Consider the following 18,881-nt stretch of genomic DNA (forward strand, 5'->3'; position numbering starts at 1 on the left):
GCCTTTGACGGACAGGGGGGTTCGGGCAAGCCGAACGCCGCCCTGTCCGTTTGTCCCGTTCGCCTGGGGATCGAGGGTCTGCCTTGCCTCCCTCGGGATCGGTCGCGTCCTTCGCCTGACAGCTCGCCCCCGCCCGCCCAAGGGGCTTTCGCGGCATATCCTTGTCGCTGCGCTCCTGCGGTATTCCACGGTCCCCTTGTGCGTTCGGTTTCGAGCCGTCCTGCTTGTCCTTGCGCGACCGACCCGAAGGCTGACGAGGAAGTCAGACCCGGCCCCGGTGCGCTCCGGTCAGGAAGCTGACACCGCTGCGCGGTGACGGTGATTTTCTGGCCCCCTTCGGGGGCCGTGCGCTCCCTCGCCTCTGGCATCAAAGGAAGTCCGAAGGGGGTGCTGGTGTCAAACTATTTAATTGCAGAAAACGGCAATAAAAAGCTGGGCCGGGCCATATAAACAAGGTAAAAAGGAGGGGCGAAAGGGGCGCACCAAAGCACCCCGCGCCACCACCACAAAGGACCGAAATCATGGCAAAACTCGACATTCACCAGCACGTCACGGATACCATCATCGGGCAGATCGAGGCCGGAACCCCGCCGTGGCGCAAGCCGTGGACGGGCGGCGCAGGCGGCGCGGCCCTGCCCTTGCGTCACAACGGCGAAGCCTATCGCGGCATCAACATTCTGATGTTGTGGGCGACCGCCCATGAACGCGGCTACAATTCGGCGCACTGGATGACGTTCAAGCAGGCGATGGAGCTTGGCGGCATGGTCAAGAAGGGCGAGAAATGCGCCCGCAGCGTGTTCTATGGCACGTTCGAGAAGGACGCCGAGCAGAGCGAGGACAAGGGCGAAGGCGACGGCAAGACCCGCATCCCCTACGCCAAGACGAACAACGTGTTCAACGCCGACCAAATCGAGAACCTGCCCGCCGAATACTACGTCACCCCGGAACCCGCGCGTGACCTTGGCACCGAAGCGAACCCGGAACTGGACGCCTTTTTCGCAGGGACCGGGGCGGACATTATCAGCACGGACGACGCGCGCGCCTACTACCGCCCCGCGACCGACCAGATCCACATGCCGCCTATCGCAACCTTTCACGAGGCGAGCGGCTACTACGGCACCCTTGCCCACGAACTTTGCCACTGGACCGGGGCCGAGAAGCGCCTTGACCGGATCAAGAAGTTTCAGAACCGCGAGGCATACGCTTTCGAGGAACTGGTCGCGGAAATCGGCAACTGCCTGTTGTGCCTTCACCTTGGCGTCACCCCGCAATTCGACCAGAGCGCGGCCTATATCGAGGGATGGCTGAAAGCGTTGAAGGACGACAAGGGGCTGATTTTCAAGGCGGCGTCCGAGGCGCAGAAGGCGGTTGACTTCATCCTGGCCGCGACCGAGGCCGCAGAGCAGGCGGAGGCAGCGTAATGGGCTGGACCTGCCACTATACCCCGCCCAGCGACGAGCGCGCCGAGATTGAGCAGCTTGTGACGTTCGAGAACGAAGACCGGGCCATGCGCCCCGTCTTCACCACCCGCAAGGGATCGGTCTGGTATCTGGCCGTCGAAGTCACGGCCAAGACCACGGACGCCGACCCTCACGGATACGAGGCGGACGCCCTCGGGCGGTATGTGTTTGCCGCCGTGATCCTGACGCGCCGCGACAACGGCGAATGGTGCTACAAGGACATGGAGGAAAGCATGGGGCCGCACGAGGCGCAGGCCCCGCAGAAATTGCTCGACCTGCTATCGCCGACGACGAAGGAATACGCCCTCGCATGGCGCGAGCGGTGCAAAGCGTTCGCAGCCCTTTCTGCCCGCAAGATCGCCCACGGTGACACGATCAGGCTTGCCGAGCCGTTGGAGTTTAGCGACGGGATCGCTCGGGACACCTTCACCGTCCAGCGGGAGCGGTTCGCCGGAGCGCGACGGGCCACCACCCACTTTCTATGCCAGAAAACGGGAGCCGCTTGCCGGATCAGCAGGTTCATGCAGCGCGCATGGGTCAAAGTCTGACCATGCCCACACTACCGCACGGGGCCGCATCAGCGGCCCCGTGTCACGTCTGGCGGTTCGGGTTCAGGCTGGCGGGACGGCATGGCGAGGCGACCGGCTTCAAGTTGACAGGGGGGCGGATCATCGACCGATGATCCGCCCCCCTGCCCCGCCCTCCGGGCGGGCTGGCCTTCGGCCAGAATTACTTGCCGCCGCTTTGTGATTGAAGCCACTCGATGATGGCTTCCGGGTTTTCTTTGACAAAATCGCGAACTACGGCGGAAGCGGTTAGAACCTCCCGGTTAGCAATCCGGTTTATTTTTGCGACGTGATCGTTGACGTTGGCGGCGGCTTCGCCCCGAAGCTGCAATGTGAAGCGAATGGCGGCGGTTTCGTCACTTCGAGGTTTCGGGTTTTCGGCTTGTCCGGTCGAGGGGGCATCGCCTCCGGCTGATTGAGGGCTAAAGCCTTCAAGAGAGTCGGCCACCTGACGGTCCTTACCCTTTGGGTTCATTCTCGGCATCGAACACCTCTGCAATCTTTGATGTATATTCGTATATCGCGTTTTTGGCCTTGTTGCGGGCTGCGTTGCTGATCGGCCGTGATCCCTCCACTGGCAGGATGCCTTCGTCCAACTGCGCGGGCGTTCGACACGCTTCGACCCAATTCGAGATATGGGGGCTGTGCGTCAGCCCTTTTCGGATGAAAGCGGTTTCGGAGAGGTTTTCCAGCTTCTCGCGTTCGGCGTTGCTGATGAACCGAACCGTTCCGACATACAGTCCGACGAAGCTGTCAGGGGTTTCCTCGTTCATGGCCTCGAACACTTTTTGATATGTCTCTTTCGTTCGGTTGAACCCCTCTATGTCCCATTCGGTGAGGGAAAACGGTGCTAGAACCAGATCGGCCGAGTAAAGCGCGGGCATTGTCATCCTGTTCGCGTTGCCCGGAGTGTCGAGAACAATGAAGTCCGGGCCGTCGCAAAGCTGGACGATCTGTTCGTTCGTTGACTCGAAATCCGCTTCCTTGGGGTCCATGAAAATGGAGTCTAGGGATTCGTGGTGTGCGGCGGTTTCATCGGCCCACGCCCCGAAACTGCCTTGGGGGTCGGTTTCGATCGCTCTTACGGTATGACCGCGATCCAGAAGACCGGCGGTCAAGGCGGCGGCGTGAGTGGATTTGCCGACTCCGCCTTTCAGACTGGCGAAAACTATCAATATGCCCATTTTTTTGCCTGTATCATTTTCGGGTTGTCACAGAGCGGCACGACGGCATCAGAATTGTCTTGTCAGCTCGGATACTGGCGTCCTGCCGGTGTCGCGACCCTGTGACCTCGCCATTGCGTTATCTTGCAAGATTGTTGTGTCGTCAAGTCGCTGCGTCGCCACATAGCCACACCGCACAATTGTAATGTCGCGTGGTCGCAATCCGGCTGCATCGCAAAGTAGTGAGGTCGCAGGGTCGCGTGGTCGCAAGGCTTCGAGATTGCTAGGTCGCCAAATCGCGAGTTGTTGTAGTCGCGTGGTAGCGATGTTGGTGGCTTGTCTGGTTGCGCGGTCGCGAGGTCGCGAAGGCGCGGGGTTGCGAGGGCGCGGGGTTGCGAGGGCGCGAGGTTTTCATATTGCGAGTTATCATAGCGACAGTCCCGCCAGGACATGGGCAAGGATTTTATTGAGGCCGTTTTCCGCGCCGCTGGGGCGGTTCCCGTCTTTTTGGGGTGCCAGGGTAGCGGAGGCGGCGACTCGCGCCTCTGGCGGGCCTCTCCGGGGCGCTGCGAGGCATTGGAGCCTGCAAGCAGGCTGCGGTTAAGCGGTATGACGCCCTTCGATCTGCCGATCTCCGGGAAGAAAATTGCCAAACACTACCCGTATCTTGCCCCCCAATCCTTTTATCCGACACCTGCGGCGTCGGAGGATTGTCAAAGTGGGGGGCAAGGGGTAGTGTTTGAGTTGCAGGATATGTGCAATGTTAACCAAAATTGCATTTTGGAGCCATGTGTGAAGCCTTTTGAACGTCGAAACCGCATCCGAACCCTGCTGTCGCAAGGCGTTCCGGCCGCGCAGATCGCGCGCCAGCTCGGCGTTGCGCCATCGACGGTTTATCGCATCAGGAGCGGCCAGGGCGCGATCATTGGCGATCGTGCGGGCTACGTTTCTATCGGAACGAAAGTCACGGAACACGAAAAGGCGGGTCTGGACCGACTCGTTCGGGCGAAGGTTGCGCCCAGCCGGTCAGCCTTGTTGCGAAAAATGACGCGGGCCGTGAGCGGATTCTATGATCCGAACCCCGGCGAGGAAGAGTTTCTGGCGGAGGCGTTGCGGCACCTGACCGCCCTCGGGGGGAACTTCAACCAGATCGCAAAAGACCTGTCGGTGTCGGTCAAGCGCACCGGCGAGGCCAACGCTTCCGCCGCGCAGATCGAGCGGATACGGCAGGCGAACGATGAGGTCGAGAAGATCAAGCGGGTCGTCGGGTCCATGCTTCGGAACACGCAGGTAAAGGCCGTGACGTTGCACGAGCGGGTATCCGCGCCCATCCCCCAGGACGCCGACGATGAGTAGGGGCTATTCCGCCATCGAGCAGGTCATGGGCCGGTTGCTCGACCGTGACCCGCCCAAATCGGGTGGCTCGCTGCGCGGTTTGCGTCCGGGGTCGCGCGGGGGCCGTTTTTCCAACGGCAGCGGGCCTTCGATCAGCCGCATGAGCCGTGTGGGTGCGCGGCACGGTCAGGCGATCTTCAAGCTGGTCCGCACCGGAGGCGTGGACAGCCGAAGCGGGTTGAAGGGTCAGCTCGACTACATTTTCCGGGACGACAAGGTGGCCGAGGTAATCGACCCCAGCGGGATCGTAATGCCGCACGACGAGCCGAACGGTCGGCAGATCAACCGGCTGGTCGATAGCCTGTCCGATAACTGGTGGGCGAAGACCAGGAACGGCCAGACCTCGCATATGATCCTTAGCTTTCCGAACGGAACCTCGATCAAGGACGTGGCCGGGATCGTCCGGGACGTTTGCAACGAGAAGTTCGAGAGCGGGGACGTTCGCTATAAATACGTTGCCGCCATCCATGACGATCAGGAACACCACCCCCACGCGCATATCGTCCTGAACCGACGGGGCAGCGACAACAGCCTTTTCAACATGCGGCGCGGCACGGACCACAGCTACGAGGGTTTCCGAGAGGCAATGGCGGTTCATGCGGAGCGGCGTGGGATCATGCTCGATCCGACCTCGCGGTTCGAGCGCGGCATCACAGATCGGCAGCCGACCCAGACGGAGCAATGGAACGCAAGCCGGGAAGGCCGCGCACCCCAGCAACGGCCCCGCACAGGTGCGGATTTGGAGTATGCACAGGAGCAGATCAGCCTTGCCAGGATCGGCTACGAGGCAATGGCCGTGATCGCGGCGAACGCCGACTGCCAGCGCCTTGAGCGCGCTTATACCGATGTAGCGAACATGCTAATGTCCACAAAAGGAGACTACGAAATGCCAGCACTTAGCGCCGATGAATTGGAAAAGTTCGATCAATATTCGTCACTCTTGAACGACGCGCTTGCGAAGTCACAAGAGGTTCTTCGGACGAAGGACGCCACCGACCGCGTTCCCTACGAAAAGCAGCTCACGGCGAACATGGCCGCGTTCACGGCGCTCAATCCCGATGCCGCTTACGCCAAGGGTTTGCACGAAGACCCGAGTGGCAAGTCGATCTACATGCACCAAGCCGAGGGCGACGAAGCTACGTGGTCGCGCGCGGCGGAACGGATCGAGGAATACACCCAAGGCACCGGGCTGGACGCCCAGGCGATCACAGCTCGACTGCAAGCCGGGGCAGGGAACCTCTATCTCGAACAGATGTGGATGCAGGATGATTTGCGGCAGGTCGCCAAGGCGTCCGACCTTAGCCTTTCCGATCCGGTTCAGCGTCAGCAGGCAATCTCGGAGTTGGCGAACGCCTATCAGGAAATCCGCGAGGATCTTCAAGCGCACTACGACATTCGACCCATCCCGCAGTTCGAGCCGGACTATCTCGACGCGAACGGGCGGCCCACGGTTACGGCGGCAGAGCGCGCCAGTCTCGAAAACCAGTTCAGCCGCACCGACTTCAACTACGGATATGCAGACGATGCTTCGGCCCGCAACAGTGGACGTGAACAGGTCGAAGCGGCACGGACACGTTTCGCCGAGTTCGCGCAGCAATCGCGAAATCACGCCGTTTTCGCGTCGGCCCTATGGGATAAGTCAACTGACATTGTTCGTCCGCCCGAAGGCTATCTGCCCGAGGCCGAGCGCGAACGCATGGCACCAGAAGAAGCCGCGGCCGAGTTGGATCGTTTCGCCGACCTCAAGGCGCGTAGCGGTGACGACTACATGCTGACCAACAGCGCCGAGGAACATCAGGAAGTCATTCGGCTTCTCAAGGAAAATACCACGGACGCGCAGTATGACCGCTTCCGCAGGGGCGATCTAAGCGCCATCGACCACATCACCGACGACAAGGTGTTCAGCCGCCAGCTCTTGATGCAGGCTGAAATGAACAACCGCAGCACCGGCTTTGAAATGTCGGACGAGACCGAACGCCTCATGTCCGACAGCCGCGACTACCTCAAAGACACGTTCGAGGCGGATCGGAACAATCCCTACGAGAACGAGAGGTAGGCATCATGCAACGTCAACTCGCCGCAGGGCTGTTCTTCGCAATGGGCGGGCTGATGCTTGCCTACATTTTCGCAACCGTCTGGGTGGACTACAATCTGCCCGGCGCCATCGGCTACGGCTATCTGGTCAGGGACGGCCTCGATCTACAGTGGCGCGACCCTGACCTGTTCACGCATGTCTGGCTGATTTTCCTGTTCTGCGCGATCGGCGGTTTCGCGTTCGGGGCGCACTTCGCGTCCGAAGCGTTGACCCAGCAGGGGAAGTCGAAGTGGCAGTCGCTGGCCCAGATGCGCCGGAACAAGCTGTTGGGCAAGCCGGGCAAGGGTTTCGTCCTCGCCAAGACGACCCGGCCGAGTTTGCCCGGTCGCTTCGTCACGTCCGACAAGTATCCCAACTGTCTGATCGTCGCCCCGACCGGGGCCGGTAAGGGTGTCGGTTTCGTCTATCCGAACCTTCTGACCTTCGAGGGATCGACGGTCACGCTCGACATTAAGGGCGAGAACTACGAGACCACGGCCCGGTGGCGGTCGAAGATGGGCAACAAGGTTTACAAGTTTGCGCCCGTCCAATTCGGTCAGCCGTCGCACCGATACAACCCGCTCGACCGGATCGGCAAACTGCCGACCTACGGACAGATTAACTTCGAGCTACGCAAGATCGCCACGCTGTTCCTTCAAGCCGATGGGGCAGGGGAGTGGTTGAACGGCGCGATACAGCTTTTCTGTGTGATTGGCGGCGTTGCCCACGAGCGGCGCGACTTCACCCTGGGCGGCATCTATCGCGTCTTGTCCGAGGGCGAGGATAACCTGCAAAAGCACTTGAAAGTCCTTTCCCAGACCGTTCAGGAACCATCGTTGCAGCGCGAACTGGCGTCGCTCGCCAAGTTGGAGCAGCGCACGCTTTCATCCTATATGTCGGTGATGAACAACGCCGGGTTCGACCTTTGGTCCAACCCGCACGTTGACGACATGACTTCGGCCAGCGATTTCAGCTTCGAGGACATACGGCGCGAGAAGACTTCGATCTACTTCATCGTGTCAGACGGCGACCTCAAACCCTTGGCCGGCCTTGTGCGGCTCTTTTTCAACGAACTCGTCTCGACCATCCAGGCGCGCAAACCGGGCAAGGACGAGCCGTATCACGCCATGCTGATCCTCGACGAGTTTCACAGGCTGGGCAAAATGTCCGAGGTAGCGGAGGCCATGACCACGATCCGGGGCTTCAATGGCCGGATCGCCATCATCACGCAGACCATCCCGAAGCTCGACGCGATCTATTCCTACGAGGAACGGCTTTCCATTCAGGGTGGCGCGGGCTTGAAGCTCTACATGACGCCATCGGAGGAAATGACCATCGAAGACCTGTCGAACGCGGTCGGCATGACAACGAAGCGCACCGTTACCCGGTCGCGTCAGGCAGGGCTGGGGCAGCGCGCTACGTTCACCGAGCGCACTGACGAGAAGCCGCTTCTGACCGAGGACGATGCCCGTCGCCTGCCCGAAGATGTGAGCATTATCATCGTGAACGGCAAGCAGCCGGTAAAGGTCAAGGCGATCGTCCACTGGAAGGATCGGCGCTTCAAGAAGATCCTCAAGAAGCAGGAGAAGCTAGGATGGGATGCTGTCACCGACTCGCTGTTACAGTCGCGCATCGACAACCTTGAGCGCCGCGCAGCGAAGTCGCCGCAATCGGGGCCGGGTTCCGCATCGGGCGGTGTCGAACGCTCGGCCGACCCGGCATTGGCACTGCCGCCGGTCAAGCAGCTCACGACCGACGACCTGAAAACGGTCGCTGCCTACGTCGCATCATCGCTCGATCTTCTGGACGAAATACAAAAGATCAAAGACGCGAAGGCAGAACCATCGGTCGATGCACGTCCCGATAAGAAGGGTAAGCGCGCGCGCGTGACGTTGAAGGGGCAGGCCCAGCTCGATTTGGGCGACATGGAAGTCGGGGGCGCGCCAAAGGACAAAGGCAGTGAGAGCAAAAAGCCGCCCGAGGCAGCTTGATCCAGAACGAGGGGAAGGGGGCCAAGGCCCCCTTTTCTATTTCCGCCGGAGCCGCGTCACCCGTTCCGCCGCCCGGTTGATTTGCGCGGCCCGCAGGTTCACACCCTCGCGGGTGTTCGCCACCGGGTTTTTCAGGAATCCTGCCGTGTCGCTGGCGACATTGCGCGCTCCCGATCCAATCGCCGCACCGCGTTCAGCCGCTGATCGGGGTTGCGCGGGGTCCATACCCATCGCGCCGCGCGCCGCTCCGCCAGCCCCTCGCGCCATCGAGCCACCCGCTCTTTTCAGCGCCCCGCTGGCCAAGGCCGTGACAGCCCCAAGTGCGAAGTCGCCTGCCACCAGCGTGACGATCAGCGGGCTAAGAAGAACGAGGAAGCACGCGAGCACAAGGACGGTCAGAATTGGAGTTACCTGCCCGATCGCCGAAACATCATCGGGGTCGATGCCAGAGATAGTCGCGTTTCCCATCCCGAGGATCGTCGCGAAGATCCCGATAAGAATGAGAGGATACATCAGAACTTTGATTACTCCGCTCAACCATGTGTCAAAATAGGACTTCGTGACGGTGGTGAGTGTGGCGAGGATGGCAAGTGGTGCGAGGCCGACCAGAACGGCGAGAACGACCCTGGACGCTACCATCGCCAGCGTTGCGAGAGCGCCGAAGACCGCGATGGCCATGAACATCAGCCCGTTAATCACGCTTCCCAGAATATTCATCCGACCGGCGGTCACGTTCGCATATTGGCCCATTTCCAGCGACAGGTTATCGAGTTCCTGCGGGAAGCTCGTTTCAGTTTCGCCGTCGCCCAGGCCCCCCGCAAGCAGCGCGTTGCCGACCGCTTCAAACCCTGTCTCTATGGCATTGAATACCCCGTTGAAGTCGGTCCAGCTCTGCATGAACAAAGCAACCAGAACCAGCTTGAAGATCAGCCAGACTGAAGTTCCGGCTTCCATCGGGCGGATTTGTAATGCCATGTTGAACAGAACCAGCACTACCACCAGCGCGGACAATATCTGCGCGGTGGTGCCGATTTGAGAGGCGACCGCCTCGAACTGCGTCTGGCCCAATGAGTCCAGCAGCGCCATTGTGCTGGTGTAGGTTCTTTCGATGAAACCCATTACCCTACTCCAAACCGCTGCATAGTCTTGTGACCATTGGCAGGAGCGGTCGGCTATAGTCGTTCATCCTGTCGCGGGTGGCATTGAACCTTTCGCGGGTTTCGTCGTCCCAATCCCACTTCGATTCCGTGCTGACTTCGTTCCACATCGCCTCGATCTCGGCGCGATAGACGTTCCAGTCCGGGTAGAGCATATCGCAATCGCACGTTCCGGCTTCGGAAACGGCTTCGGCCCGCTGAACGCTGCGAAATTCGCTCGCCAGCTCCGCCCGCCACATGAACTCGATTGGATGTTCCATCATCCATCGTGGACGGCCAGGATGATCCTTACACCGCCCGCGTGTTTTCAGGCCGGGATCGACATAGCCGTCTTCTGCCCCGGCCCCTTCGGACACAGGGGCAATATCTTCCGAGAGTGCTGTGTTGGCTGTCAGCACGAGTGCGGCGACCGCGACGGCCCGTAGGAGAATGTCAGCTTTCATCGGCGGTTTCCCCTTTTCCATCATACCGGCTCGGCAGGAATACCTCTAGCACACCGCGCTTGCCGTCCCGCTTTCCTACATGAACGATAACGTCGATGGAGCGCACCACATACGAAATCATGTCTTGATAGGTCATTTTCCCATCCGCCTCCAACGCCGTCTGCGCCATGCGCTCGATTGCCAGCTCGGCCGTCTCGGCGTGGATCGTCGTGATCGACCCGCCATGCCCCGTGTTGATCGCCTTGAGGAACGTGTAGGCGTCCGACCCCGTGACTTCCGACAGGATGATCCGGTCGGGACGCATCCGCAGCGATGATTGCAGCAGCACGTCCGGGCTGCGAACAGGATCGAGACGGTTCGAAACCATCATCACCTTGTTGGGCTGACGGGGCATTAGGTCCGGCACGTCCTCGATCGTCAGGATGCGTTCGCTGTGATCGACCTGCGCCACCAGCCATCGGGCTACAGTCGTCTTGCCTGAACTGGTGCCGCCACTCACCACGAGGTTCAACTTTTCCTTCACGCACATCGTCAGGGCTTCGGTCAGGTTGCCTTCGGCAAGGCCCCAAACACGGTTCGTCAGCTCGCGGCGCATGGCGCTCGCGCTTTCCGGCCCATCGCCGAGGTAGGCGGGCTCGAACATTTCCGTGTCGGCTTTGAAGAAGCGCATCGACAGCGCATCGCCGCCCCGCACAACCGGATGCTGCACCATCTGCGCGCGAACCAGCCAGTCGCGATAGTCGATCGAGACACTTCCGACAGGGTGCTTTTCCGAGAGCCGGATGTTCCCTTCGGCGGCGATCTGCATCCCCGCGTCCCTGACTTCTTCCTCCGTCAGCTTGATAGCCGAAAGCTGCATCGAAGCGTCGCCACGGTTCTCGAACCAAACCTGACCGTCAGGGTTCACGCAGATTTCCACAAGGTCGTCGTTCAGAAGGTTCCGAAGCTGGCCGAACGCCTTATCGACGTAGCTGTCCATCATCAGAAGATCTCCAGATCGCGATCAACGATGATCGACACGGACGTTCCCTGCCGGACGTAAATCGTGGGTGGGATGTTGATGTAGGCCCCGATCGCGCTGTCTGTTGCCGAACTCAAATCCTCGCCAACTCTTTCCGCGATCACCGCTGTATCGCCGCTATCCGATTGGCTTGCGGCGATTTCCGGCGCGGCTCCGATGATCGAGATTGCGGCAGCGCCGCCGAACCGGGTGGCGAACCGTGTATCGACCGTGCCGCCCGTGCCGCTCCGTCCAAGCTGGTCCGCACCATAGGATGCGATACCGATCGAACGGTTGCTGGGTGTCAGAACCCGCGTCCACACAACGAGTATCCGTTTCTGGCCAAGCTGGATGCCGCTGCTGTATTCGCCGAAAACCTTCGATCCGGCCGGAATGAGGACCGCCGACCCGTCTAGGCTGTGAACGTCTTCGGAAACCACGCCACGAATGGGGCCAGGCAACGTGCTATCCACCGCCGTTTCCAAGGACGCCTGAATGATCGTGCCTTGCGGGATCGTAGCTTGGGGCGCGGTGATTTGCTGTGCCCGAGAGACCGGCACCGGATCGACGCCGCGCCGAACGAAGGACTCGTTCGCGCTAAGCTCGCGGCCTTCCGCAGCGCCGGCTTCCTCCGCACCACCGTTGTTCACCGCGATCAGGCCGGACTCCGCACGGGCCTGTTCCGCCGCCGCGCGTTCGGCGCGCAGAGCTTCCAGCCGCGCACGATCATCTGCTTCGCGCTGCGCTTGAAGCCGCTGTTGTTCTGCTTCCTCTTGAAGTCGTAGCGTTTCCAGTCGAATCCGCTCCTGTTCCAAGGGGTCCACCGCGCGGGCTTCACGAAGCTGCTGCTGATAGTCCTCGGCCTGTTCCAGAAGCTCTTGCTGCGCCCTGGTCTGCGCGGCGGACAGCTCACGCTGATTGTCCGCTATCTGCTGGCGCAAGGCAGCGATGGATGCTTGCAGTTGTTCCGTGGTTTCGCGGGCGCGATCCTGGTCGTTCTCGGCGGTGCTACGAAGGGCGGCAATGTCGGCGGCGAACCGATCGCGTTCGCGTTCCAATTCCTCGCGCAACTCCCTTTCCGCTTCCGTCTCGTTTTCCCGCTCTGCCGCCAAGGCGCGCGCGGCGGCGAGATCGGCTTCGAGGTCGGCCAGTCGCGCCAGGGTGGCGCTGTCGGTCTGTGTCGTGACGACCGGACGCTCGACCACGATCGGGTCCGGAGGTTGGGGCATGGTCAGGCTTTCATCGGCCGACCTGTCTTCGGGAAACTCCTGCACCCCGCTCGACGGGATCGTGACCCCCGGTTCACCCGGTTCGGAGACGGCATCGTAGATCGCATAGCCGCCGACGCCCAGCACCAGCGCCGCCGCTGCAATCCCCAGCGTCCTACCCGTTGATCCCCTTCGGCTCGAAGATGCAACCTGACCTTCGATTTCCGCCATTCTGCTCCGCAGATCGCTATTTTCGTCGCTCATTGGAACAGCTCCGCTATACAGATTTCTTGTTCGCCCAACCGAAGCGCCCATTGACGCGACGTGCCGCTCACCCTCACGGTGCGCCCTTCAACGATTTGCGAGTTTACGCTTCGTTCCCTGCCGTTCGTGACCTTGAACACCGCCGGGATGGGCGCATTTTCACGGAACCGGAAGTAGGTGAACGCGCCGTCGTCCCAGATAGCGATAGGCGTAATCTCGTTCCGGGCGCTCACCCCGTAGTTCGTGTTCTGGGCTGTCCGAACAGGCGCGGTTCCCGCCTGCTGGCGCGTCCGTTCAGGATAGCTGAAACGAACCACATAGAACGGGGATGAGTTTTCCCTGACGGTGAAGTAATAGCTCCGGCGGTCGGTATAGACCGTCACGTTGGTCTGGACGCCCCGAGCGGTCGGCTTGATCGCGAAGACGCGATCCCCCGGTATCGACTGAAACTGGAAGGCCGCGGTATCGCCCGCCACAATCGACACGATCCTTTCCCCTTCCTCGAACTCGACCGTAGTGGCCCGGGTCAGCGTCACGTTGATGGCATAGACCTGACCATCGACGTGGCGAGTGACGCGGACGCGATTGTCGTGAGAGCCGCGCGGCGGTGTGGCTTCGGCGAAGGCGGCTGATCCCAGACAGGCAATCAGCGCACCGCAGAGTATTCCAGAACGCATCATCCCCTCCTGTCCTGATAAAGCTCATAGTCCGTTACGACGAACCCCAGAGGGTTCCGCCAGACGGCTTCCAGTGTGGCTTGTTCTTCTGCCTCGAAGTCGTAGCCGATCACGGCGGTGAAATTGCCGGTGTTCGACCCGTCCGGGTTGGTCAGCCGCTTTCTCATGCGGACCTGCACACGATCTTCATCCAGAAGCGTGATGCCCGTTACAACCACGTCCACCTGTGTCCGGTCTCCATAGCGATCCGGCAGATACCGTTCGCTGCTGGAATCCCACAGCTCGACCAGGCCCCGACGCGCGGTGCCCTTCGTCCGCGCAAGAGCGCGGTTGATACGAAGGTCATTGTCGATCTGGTTGTAGGTCTCGCGGTCGGTCACATACTGATAGACGAGCGCCTGCACGACCGCCGCGCGTTCATCGAGCGTAACAGCTTCGACGGAGGCGTTCGGGACCGCCATTCCGGTTGTCGGATCGAACGGAACGACAATAGGCGCAGGCGGCTTGTGCCAGACCATCACCGCCGCCGACGCGAAGACCGCGACCGCAGCGGTTACGGCCATCCCGGCGAACGCGATTTTCCAGATCTTCTCACGCTGCATCGCGCCGTAGATGATTTCCGCCTCAAGGACGTTCTTGGGATCATCAGCCATCATTCAAAGTCCGGCTGCGTGAAGTCGGTGAACTTCTCAATGTCAGCCAAGGTGGCGGCGTCGAGAACGCCGGTCATGCCGACATTCATTGTCTGGACGGATTCAAGCTGCCACATCGCAGCCATCGCGATCGCCAGCTCGGCCGTGACGCGAGTGTTGTGATCGACCGACTCCTTGAGGCTTTCCATGTTCGCGGTTTCCGCAACGAGAACGCGGACCCTCTCGACCGACTGCCCGGCTTCCTCGTAGGCCACTTCCGCCGCCGCAGAGGTCGCGGCACCCGTGGTTGTCGCCGTCGCATTGCGCTCGGCTTCCACGACACCGGAGTTCGCCATCGCCGTCACTTCGTCCTGCGACGTGCCGCCGCCTTCCAGCGCCGCCGTGATCTTTTCGCGAAACACATCTGCGCCGTCACCTTGCAGGCCCGACCAGTCGCCCCGCGCACCCCGGATCAGCGTTCCGACCATATCGGCGTCAAACTCGCCTTCGAGGATGCCGTCGAGGTCGTCGCCAAGCGCCAGTTCGAGGATCGCCGTTGGATCGCTCAACAGATCCTCGATCTCTTCCAGCTTCGTCAGGTGTTCTTCCATCAGCTCGATCTGCTCGATCAGCTTGGAAATCTGTTCTTCCTGTAAACCCGCATCTACAAGAAGCTGCTCGAAGGTCTGTAGCTGTTGTATTAGGCTTCGTGCGTCATTGACGGGAACGCCTTGAGCGTAGGACGGACCGGGTGCAAGCACCCCCGCCAGAGGCAGCGCGGCCAGAGTTGCCGTGGTAAATACAGTGCCAAGAAGGTTCTTCATTTTCATCACGGTCTCCGATCAGAGGTCAGGTTGGGTAAAATCGAGGAAGCTCATGGCTTCCCGTTGCCGCGCCAGTTGCGCCGCGTTCTGTGCGTATTCGGCTTGGGTTCGTGCCGCTTTCGTCTCGATCCGCGCGTTGAGGATAAGGATGAGTTCGGCGCGCATCATCGTGTTCAGGTCGTAGGCGTCCTTCGGGTCGGTCGTGCTTCTGATTTGGGCGACCAGATTGCGGACCCGGATCAGCGCCTGTTGCGCGTTGTTCATCGAGTATTCGGCATGGTGCAGCGACCCCGAAGACAGGAGGCTTGCACCGGACGCGGCGTAAAGCGCCGGATCAATGGTGCCTTGTGCTTCCACACCGCCGATGGTCCGCAAGTAGCTGTTATATTTTTCCGGGATCACCTGGACGTAGTGTTGGGTTTCCGCGAAGGGCGGAACGCCACCGTATTCGATGATCCGACCGGGACCGGCGTTGTAGGCCCCCAGAGCGAAAATGATGTTGCCATCAAAGCGTTGAAGCTGCGCGGCAAGATACCGAGCGCCGCCGACGACCTGGATATAGGGATCGGTGTAGTATTCGGGATAAATGCCCAAGTCCTGTGCTGTGCCGGGTATGATCTGGGTGAGGCCAAACGCAGCCGCTGGCGATCTGGCCCCAACCTGAAAGCGGCTTTCCTGCCAGATAAGGGCCTGCATCAGACAGCGCCATTGCAGGGGCGACAGCCCCGCCGCCGCCACCCCCGGCAGGCCATACGTGTCCTGCGATCCGCGAATGATGATTTCTTCGATGTTCTCGCGGGCGTCACCGAACACAAAGCGTCCTGCCGGGTTCGCCAGAGGCCCATAAACCTCCTGCACCCCGCCCATGTCAGAATTGCCGCCCATGAAGGTGGTCTGATACGTCGAGACCGAGCTAAAGGCCGCGATCATGCGATCCAGACTGGCAATCTGTTCGTTCTCGAATTCCCGGATTTCGGCCCGGTTGTCTGCCTTTTCGCGCTGCGTATCTTCATCCGTTTCCAGATGAAGATACCCGCGCAGGCGTTCCGCAAGGTTCTGTCCGTCGATCACTGGAACGCCTTGCGCCAAGGCGGTCGATCCAAGAAGACCGGCCACCAGCGCCGCGCCCAGCAGGCGCTTCGAGAACCCGTTCACCCTAGCCACCACACAGTTCCCCGCGAAGGCTTTCCAGCGCGGCGGAGGATTGCGCCGGGGAGGACGAAACGGGCGCGGTCGCCATGAACGAAAAGACCGCCGGTTGCCCCGGCAGCCGCTCGAAGTCGCACGACCCGCTCGCGGTTCCGTCGCTGTTGAAGCACTGGCACCGCGCTTCGCGCTGCGCCATCGTGGTGCAGCCCGCGATGCTCAAAAGACCGATGGTCAGGACGAGAGGTTTCATCATTTCGCTTTTCTCCAAAAGTCGGGGGTTTCACGGAAATCGGAGCCGACGACCGAAAGGCCGGCTTTGCCGCCACCGAGGATGTGCAGGTAGTCGCCGAGGGGCGACATATCGCCGTTCAGGACCAGCGAGTTTTCATCGTCCCGCAGCAGGAAGTTCCGTCCCGCCGACCGCGACGTGACAATATCGAGTTCAGCCGCGTTCAGGCGCAAAGCCTCGTAGTCCTCGTATGAGGACTTCCCGTCCGGGAACAGGATTTGCGTCGGGAAGAACGAAAAGACGCGATCACCGACTTTCGAGCGGGCAAGCTGCGAAGCGTTCTGGGTCAGCATGACCACGACCGCGTTCTGTTTCCGCAGGGTCGCGAGCCAGCCTTCGATCACCGTGGCGAAATACGGGTTGTCGATGGCCTTCCACGCTTCGTCAATCAGGACGATCGTGCGGGTCCGGTCGCGCATCTGCCGCTCGATCCGGCGGAAGATGTAGCTAAGGACCGCCGTGCGTTCCCGATCCGATTGCGCGTCGAGGATTTGGGTCAGGTCGAAGCCGACCACGTTCCCGTCGAGTGAGAACGTATCTTCCAACGTCTCCCCGAACACCCAGCCGAACCGACCGCCCTTCGCCCATTCGGCCACGCGCGCCTGCACATGCCCATCGTCGTCGGTCGAAGCGAATTGTTTTGCGAACGTGTCCCACTTGCGAAGCGACGGGGCGGCACCCGCGTTGCGCCGCACATTTTCGAGAATCGCGCGCGTTTGCAACGAGGTCAGTTCCTCGTGAGGCGACAGGATATTCGCCAGCCAGTCAGTCAGCCAGGCCGTGCCTTCCTCGTCGGTTTCGACCCAAAGCGGGTTGAGGCCCGTGGGCATCCCGCTTTCGATAGTCGAATATGTGCCGCCCATCGCCCGCGTGACCATTTCGAGACCGCGCCGATAGTCGAAGACGAAGATCCGCGTGTCCGTGCGCCGCGCCTGCGTCAGAAGGAACGAGGCGAGGACCGTCTTGCCCGAACCCGTCTCGCCCAGGACAAGCGTATGGCCCGCTGGCGGCTCGCCCTGTCCCGATCCGCGCCGATGGAAGCTGAACCGATAGGACGATCCATGCGCGGTCGGGAAGACCGACACCGGCGTTTTCCACGGGACTTCGCTACCGCTCTTGCCGAGAGGGGTTCGGTGCAGGGACGCATAGTCGGCGAAATGGACGTTGGTGATGACATTCAGGCGCGACCGCGCGGCCATGTTGCCGGGGAATTGCGCGAAGTAGTGCGCCCGCTTGACGAAGCTGTCCTTCACCAGCCGCGCGCCGGTGTTAGTGGCGACACCTTCCAGTTCCGACATAATGTCCCGGACGCGCGCCTCGCTGCGATCGACAATCGAAATCGACAGTTGGTGGTTGCCGAGGGACACGTCCTGGACCAGCACCCGTTCATGCAGAGCAGCCAGCGCCTCGCTTGCGTTTGCCCGCACATCAGCCGTGGATGCCATGATCTTCCGCTTGCGCTCGATCAGGTCGGCAGCCGCGTTGTTGCCCATCGGCGAGAAACTTTGCGAAATCACGTAGTCGCATGGCAGGGCGAAATCATCGAAGATCGTCACCCAGGATTGCGGCGGGTAGGTTTTCAGGGCGCGGATTTGCCCATACCGATCCCCGAGCGGACCATCCGTCAGCTCGAACCCGTCTTTCGTGAAAGTGACGCGATCCGACAGCACATCGTCGGCCACGACCGTCAGCGCGCCGCTTGGGTAGATCGGACGTTCATCGGCGGTCTGCACCGATCCGAGAAAGCCAAGAAGCTCACCCGACGACGCCGTGAGGACGCGGGTTGTATCGCCGCCGATAGAGGACCGCATGAACCGGACCACTTCGTCCAGAAGTTCGAGATCCTTTGCGTCGCCCGCGCCTTCGATAAGGCCGCTTGCGCGCTGAAACAGGCCCGCCGTTTTCTTGAGGCGTCCGGTTCGGACAATCGAAATCGTCAGGCGACTGTCGCGCAGCTCGCCGTCCGCGAGACCTTTCCGCCACCGCTGATCCACCGCCGCAGAGAAGTCATTGTTCTTGAGGGGTTCGAGGTCTTCGGACAGATCGACCTTGCGGCTGATCTTGTGCGTATAGACAGTGAAGTTTCGCCCCATCTGCGCGAGAACGGCCGCGAAGGCGTTCTTCAAGCTGTCCAGCTCGCTGTCAGGCGTCGTCGCTGCGTTCAGGCCCTCGACCCGGATGCAGGACATGAATGAGTTGTCCCGCAGCCGGACCGTCCGGTCATTGACCAGCGTGACATAGGGAACGTGCATGAACCCGTTCTTCAGCAGGTTCCGCTGGGCGACGATATTCGCGGCGACAGCCGATAGATTAAGCGCCATAGCTGTCACCACCGAACATCTTGCGGGTTCTGGTGCCGGGGGCCACACGCGAACCCGTCAGAAGCACATCTACCACTTTCTCGTCCTTTTCCGCCGCCCAGCGGCAAAGGCCGTAAACGAGAATACACCAAACGATAGTGACCACGCTTACGGACCAGATAAGGGGCAGAACGGTCCCCCCCATGAACGGCAACGCGAAACCATAGGGTAAGCCGAACAGTTTCGAGGATTGCGTCAGCGCAATGTAGAAGGGGGTCCGTTCCATCAT

General features: G+C 61.0%; 18 protein-coding genes. 5 read left to right on the forward strand and 13 right to left on the reverse strand.

Annotated features, from left to right (window positions below):
- Positions 1 to 521 precede the first annotated feature (521 nt).
- Positions 522 to 1,421 carry a zincin-like metallopeptidase domain-containing protein gene (locus tag Q1B16_RS21320; RefSeq protein WP_299794173.1) on the forward strand — a complete coding sequence of 300 codons (900 nt, stop codon included), beginning with the start codon at positions 522 to 524 and terminating at the stop codon, positions 1,419 to 1,421.
- On the forward strand, positions 1,421 to 2,008 hold the full coding sequence (locus Q1B16_RS21325) for a hypothetical protein (protein WP_299794175.1): 588 nt from the start codon (positions 1,421 to 1,423) through the stop codon (positions 2,006 to 2,008). The genes Q1B16_RS21320 and Q1B16_RS21325 overlap by 1 nt, the downstream gene beginning before the upstream one ends.
- Positions 2,009 to 2,189: 181 nt before the next feature.
- Here Q1B16_RS21325 and Q1B16_RS21330 read toward each other — a convergent pair whose 3' ends face one another.
- Positions 2,190 to 2,474, reverse strand: a complete 285-nt coding sequence (locus Q1B16_RS21330; protein ID WP_299567896.1) for a hypothetical protein — start codon at positions 2,472 to 2,474, stop codon at positions 2,190 to 2,192.
- 10 nt (positions 2,475 to 2,484) lie between these two features.
- Positions 2,485 to 3,210, reverse strand: coding sequence for a ParA family protein (locus tag Q1B16_RS21335; RefSeq protein ID WP_299567894.1), 726 nt, complete (start codon positions 3,208 to 3,210; stop codon positions 2,485 to 2,487).
- Positions 3,211 to 3,798: 588 nt separating this feature from the next.
- On the opposite strand from Q1B16_RS21335, the gene Q1B16_RS21340 reads away from it, so the two are divergent.
- Genes Q1B16_RS21340 through Q1B16_RS21350 form a run of 3 tightly spaced genes read left to right on the forward strand, consistent with a single transcriptional unit; the run spans position 3,799 to position 8,649 of the window.
- Positions 3,799 to 4,545 carry a helix-turn-helix domain-containing protein gene (locus Q1B16_RS21340; RefSeq protein WP_299794179.1) on the forward strand — a complete coding sequence of 249 codons (747 nt, stop codon included), beginning with the start codon at positions 3,799 to 3,801 and terminating at the stop codon, positions 4,543 to 4,545.
- Positions 4,538 to 6,640, forward strand: a complete 2,103-nt coding sequence (locus Q1B16_RS21345) for a relaxase/mobilization nuclease domain-containing protein (RefSeq protein ID WP_299567891.1) — start codon at positions 4,538 to 4,540, stop codon at positions 6,638 to 6,640. The genes Q1B16_RS21340 and Q1B16_RS21345 overlap by 8 nt, the downstream gene beginning before the upstream one ends.
- Positions 6,641 to 6,645: 5 nt before the next feature.
- A complete protein-coding gene (locus tag Q1B16_RS21350; protein ID WP_299567889.1) occupies positions 6,646 to 8,649 on the forward strand; it encodes a type IV secretory system conjugative DNA transfer family protein in 2,004 nt (667 codons plus the stop codon).
- 36 nt (positions 8,650 to 8,685) lie between these two features.
- Here Q1B16_RS21350 and Q1B16_RS21355 read toward each other — a convergent pair whose 3' ends face one another.
- Genes Q1B16_RS21355 through Q1B16_RS21405 form a run of 11 tightly spaced genes read right to left on the reverse strand, consistent with a single transcriptional unit; the run spans position 8,686 to position 18,881 of the window.
- On the reverse strand, positions 8,686 to 9,768 hold the full coding sequence (locus Q1B16_RS21355) for a type IV secretion system protein (RefSeq protein ID WP_299567887.1): 1,083 nt from the start codon (positions 9,766 to 9,768) through the stop codon (positions 8,686 to 8,688).
- Between the two features lie 4 nt (positions 9,769 to 9,772).
- Complete coding sequence (locus tag Q1B16_RS21360; protein ID WP_299567885.1) at positions 9,773 to 10,249, reverse strand: hypothetical protein; 477 nt, start codon at positions 10,247 to 10,249, stop codon at positions 9,773 to 9,775.
- On the reverse strand, positions 10,239 to 11,231 hold the full coding sequence (locus Q1B16_RS21365) for an ATPase, T2SS/T4P/T4SS family (protein WP_299567883.1): 993 nt from the start codon (positions 11,229 to 11,231) through the stop codon (positions 10,239 to 10,241). Before Q1B16_RS21365 ends, Q1B16_RS21360 begins: the two co-directional genes overlap by 11 nt.
- Positions 11,231 to 12,721, reverse strand: a complete 1,491-nt coding sequence (locus tag Q1B16_RS21370; RefSeq protein ID WP_299567881.1) for a TrbI/VirB10 family protein — start codon at positions 12,719 to 12,721, stop codon at positions 11,231 to 11,233. Before Q1B16_RS21370 ends, Q1B16_RS21365 begins: the two co-directional genes overlap by 1 nt.
- On the reverse strand, positions 12,718 to 13,401 hold the full coding sequence (locus Q1B16_RS21375; RefSeq protein ID WP_299567879.1) for a TrbG/VirB9 family P-type conjugative transfer protein: 684 nt from the start codon (positions 13,399 to 13,401) through the stop codon (positions 12,718 to 12,720). Before Q1B16_RS21375 ends, Q1B16_RS21370 begins: the two co-directional genes overlap by 4 nt.
- Positions 13,398 to 14,051, reverse strand: a complete 654-nt coding sequence (locus tag Q1B16_RS21380; protein ID WP_299794187.1) for a type IV secretion system protein — start codon at positions 14,049 to 14,051, stop codon at positions 13,398 to 13,400. Before Q1B16_RS21380 ends, Q1B16_RS21375 begins: the two co-directional genes overlap by 4 nt.
- Entirely contained in the window at positions 14,051 to 14,860 is an 810-nt protein-coding gene (locus tag Q1B16_RS21385; RefSeq protein ID WP_299794190.1) for a type IV secretion system protein, read from the reverse strand. The genes Q1B16_RS21380 and Q1B16_RS21385 overlap by 1 nt, the downstream gene beginning before the upstream one ends.
- A gap of 12 nt (positions 14,861 to 14,872) precedes the next feature.
- The gene (locus tag Q1B16_RS21390) at positions 14,873 to 16,018 is read right to left on the reverse strand and encodes a lytic transglycosylase domain-containing protein (RefSeq protein WP_299794193.1); all 1,146 of its coding nucleotides are present in this window, start codon (positions 16,016 to 16,018) and stop codon (positions 14,873 to 14,875) included.
- Positions 16,011 to 16,256: a hypothetical protein gene (locus Q1B16_RS21395; RefSeq protein ID WP_299567872.1), complete on the reverse strand. Its 246-nt coding sequence runs from the start codon at positions 16,254 to 16,256 to the stop codon at positions 16,011 to 16,013. Before Q1B16_RS21395 ends, Q1B16_RS21390 begins: the two co-directional genes overlap by 8 nt.
- Positions 16,253 to 18,613, reverse strand: coding sequence for a type IV secretion system protein B4 (locus tag Q1B16_RS21400; RefSeq protein ID WP_299567870.1), 2,361 nt, complete (start codon positions 18,611 to 18,613; stop codon positions 16,253 to 16,255). Before Q1B16_RS21400 ends, Q1B16_RS21395 begins: the two co-directional genes overlap by 4 nt.
- Positions 18,603 to 18,881: a VirB3 family type IV secretion system protein gene (locus Q1B16_RS21405; RefSeq protein WP_299567868.1), complete on the reverse strand. Its 279-nt coding sequence runs from the start codon at positions 18,879 to 18,881 to the stop codon at positions 18,603 to 18,605. Before Q1B16_RS21405 ends, Q1B16_RS21400 begins: the two co-directional genes overlap by 11 nt.

The sequence above is a fragment of the uncultured Marivita sp. genome, from assembly GCF_947488135.1.
In the GTDB taxonomy this organism is placed as follows: Bacteria; Pseudomonadota; Alphaproteobacteria; order Rhodobacterales; family Rhodobacteraceae; genus Marivita.

Coding starts and splice junctions, on each gene's coding strand:
- Q1B16_RS21320 (WP_299794173.1), top strand. CDS start 522: ATGGCAAAACTCGACATTCACCAGCACGTCACGGATACCATCATCGGG.
- Q1B16_RS21325 (WP_299794175.1), top strand. CDS start 1,421: ATGGGCTGGACCTGCCACTATACCCCGCCCAGCGACGAGCGCGCCGAG.
- Q1B16_RS21335 (WP_299567894.1), bottom strand. CDS start 3,210: ATGGGCATATTGATAGTTTTCGCCAGTCTGAAAGGCGGAGTCGGCAAA.
- Q1B16_RS21340 (WP_299794179.1), top strand. CDS start 3,799: ATGACGCCCTTCGATCTGCCGATCTCCGGGAAGAAAATTGCCAAACAC.
- Q1B16_RS21345 (WP_299567891.1), top strand. CDS start 4,538: ATGAGTAGGGGCTATTCCGCCATCGAGCAGGTCATGGGCCGGTTGCTC.
- Q1B16_RS21350 (WP_299567889.1), top strand. CDS start 6,646: ATGCAACGTCAACTCGCCGCAGGGCTGTTCTTCGCAATGGGCGGGCTG.
- Q1B16_RS21355 (WP_299567887.1), bottom strand. CDS start 9,768: ATGGGTTTCATCGAAAGAACCTACACCAGCACAATGGCGCTGCTGGAC.
- Q1B16_RS21360 (WP_299567885.1), bottom strand. CDS start 10,249: ATGAAAGCTGACATTCTCCTACGGGCCGTCGCGGTCGCCGCACTCGTG.
- Q1B16_RS21365 (WP_299567883.1), bottom strand. CDS start 11,231: ATGATGGACAGCTACGTCGATAAGGCGTTCGGCCAGCTTCGGAACCTT.
- Q1B16_RS21370 (WP_299567881.1), bottom strand. CDS start 12,721: ATGAGCGACGAAAATAGCGATCTGCGGAGCAGAATGGCGGAAATCGAA.
- Q1B16_RS21375 (WP_299567879.1), bottom strand. CDS start 13,401: ATGATGCGTTCTGGAATACTCTGCGGTGCGCTGATTGCCTGTCTGGGA.
- Q1B16_RS21380 (WP_299794187.1), bottom strand. CDS start 14,051: ATGGCTGATGATCCCAAGAACGTCCTTGAGGCGGAAATCATCTACGGC.
- Q1B16_RS21385 (WP_299794190.1), bottom strand. CDS start 14,860: ATGAAAATGAAGAACCTTCTTGGCACTGTATTTACCACGGCAACTCTG.
- Q1B16_RS21395 (WP_299567872.1), bottom strand. CDS start 16,256: ATGATGAAACCTCTCGTCCTGACCATCGGTCTTTTGAGCATCGCGGGC.
- Q1B16_RS21400 (WP_299567870.1), bottom strand. CDS start 18,613: ATGGCGCTTAATCTATCGGCTGTCGCCGCGAATATCGTCGCCCAGCGG.
- Q1B16_RS21405 (WP_299567868.1), bottom strand. CDS start 18,881: ATGATGGAACGGACCCCCTTCTACATTGCGCTGACGCAATCCTCGAAA.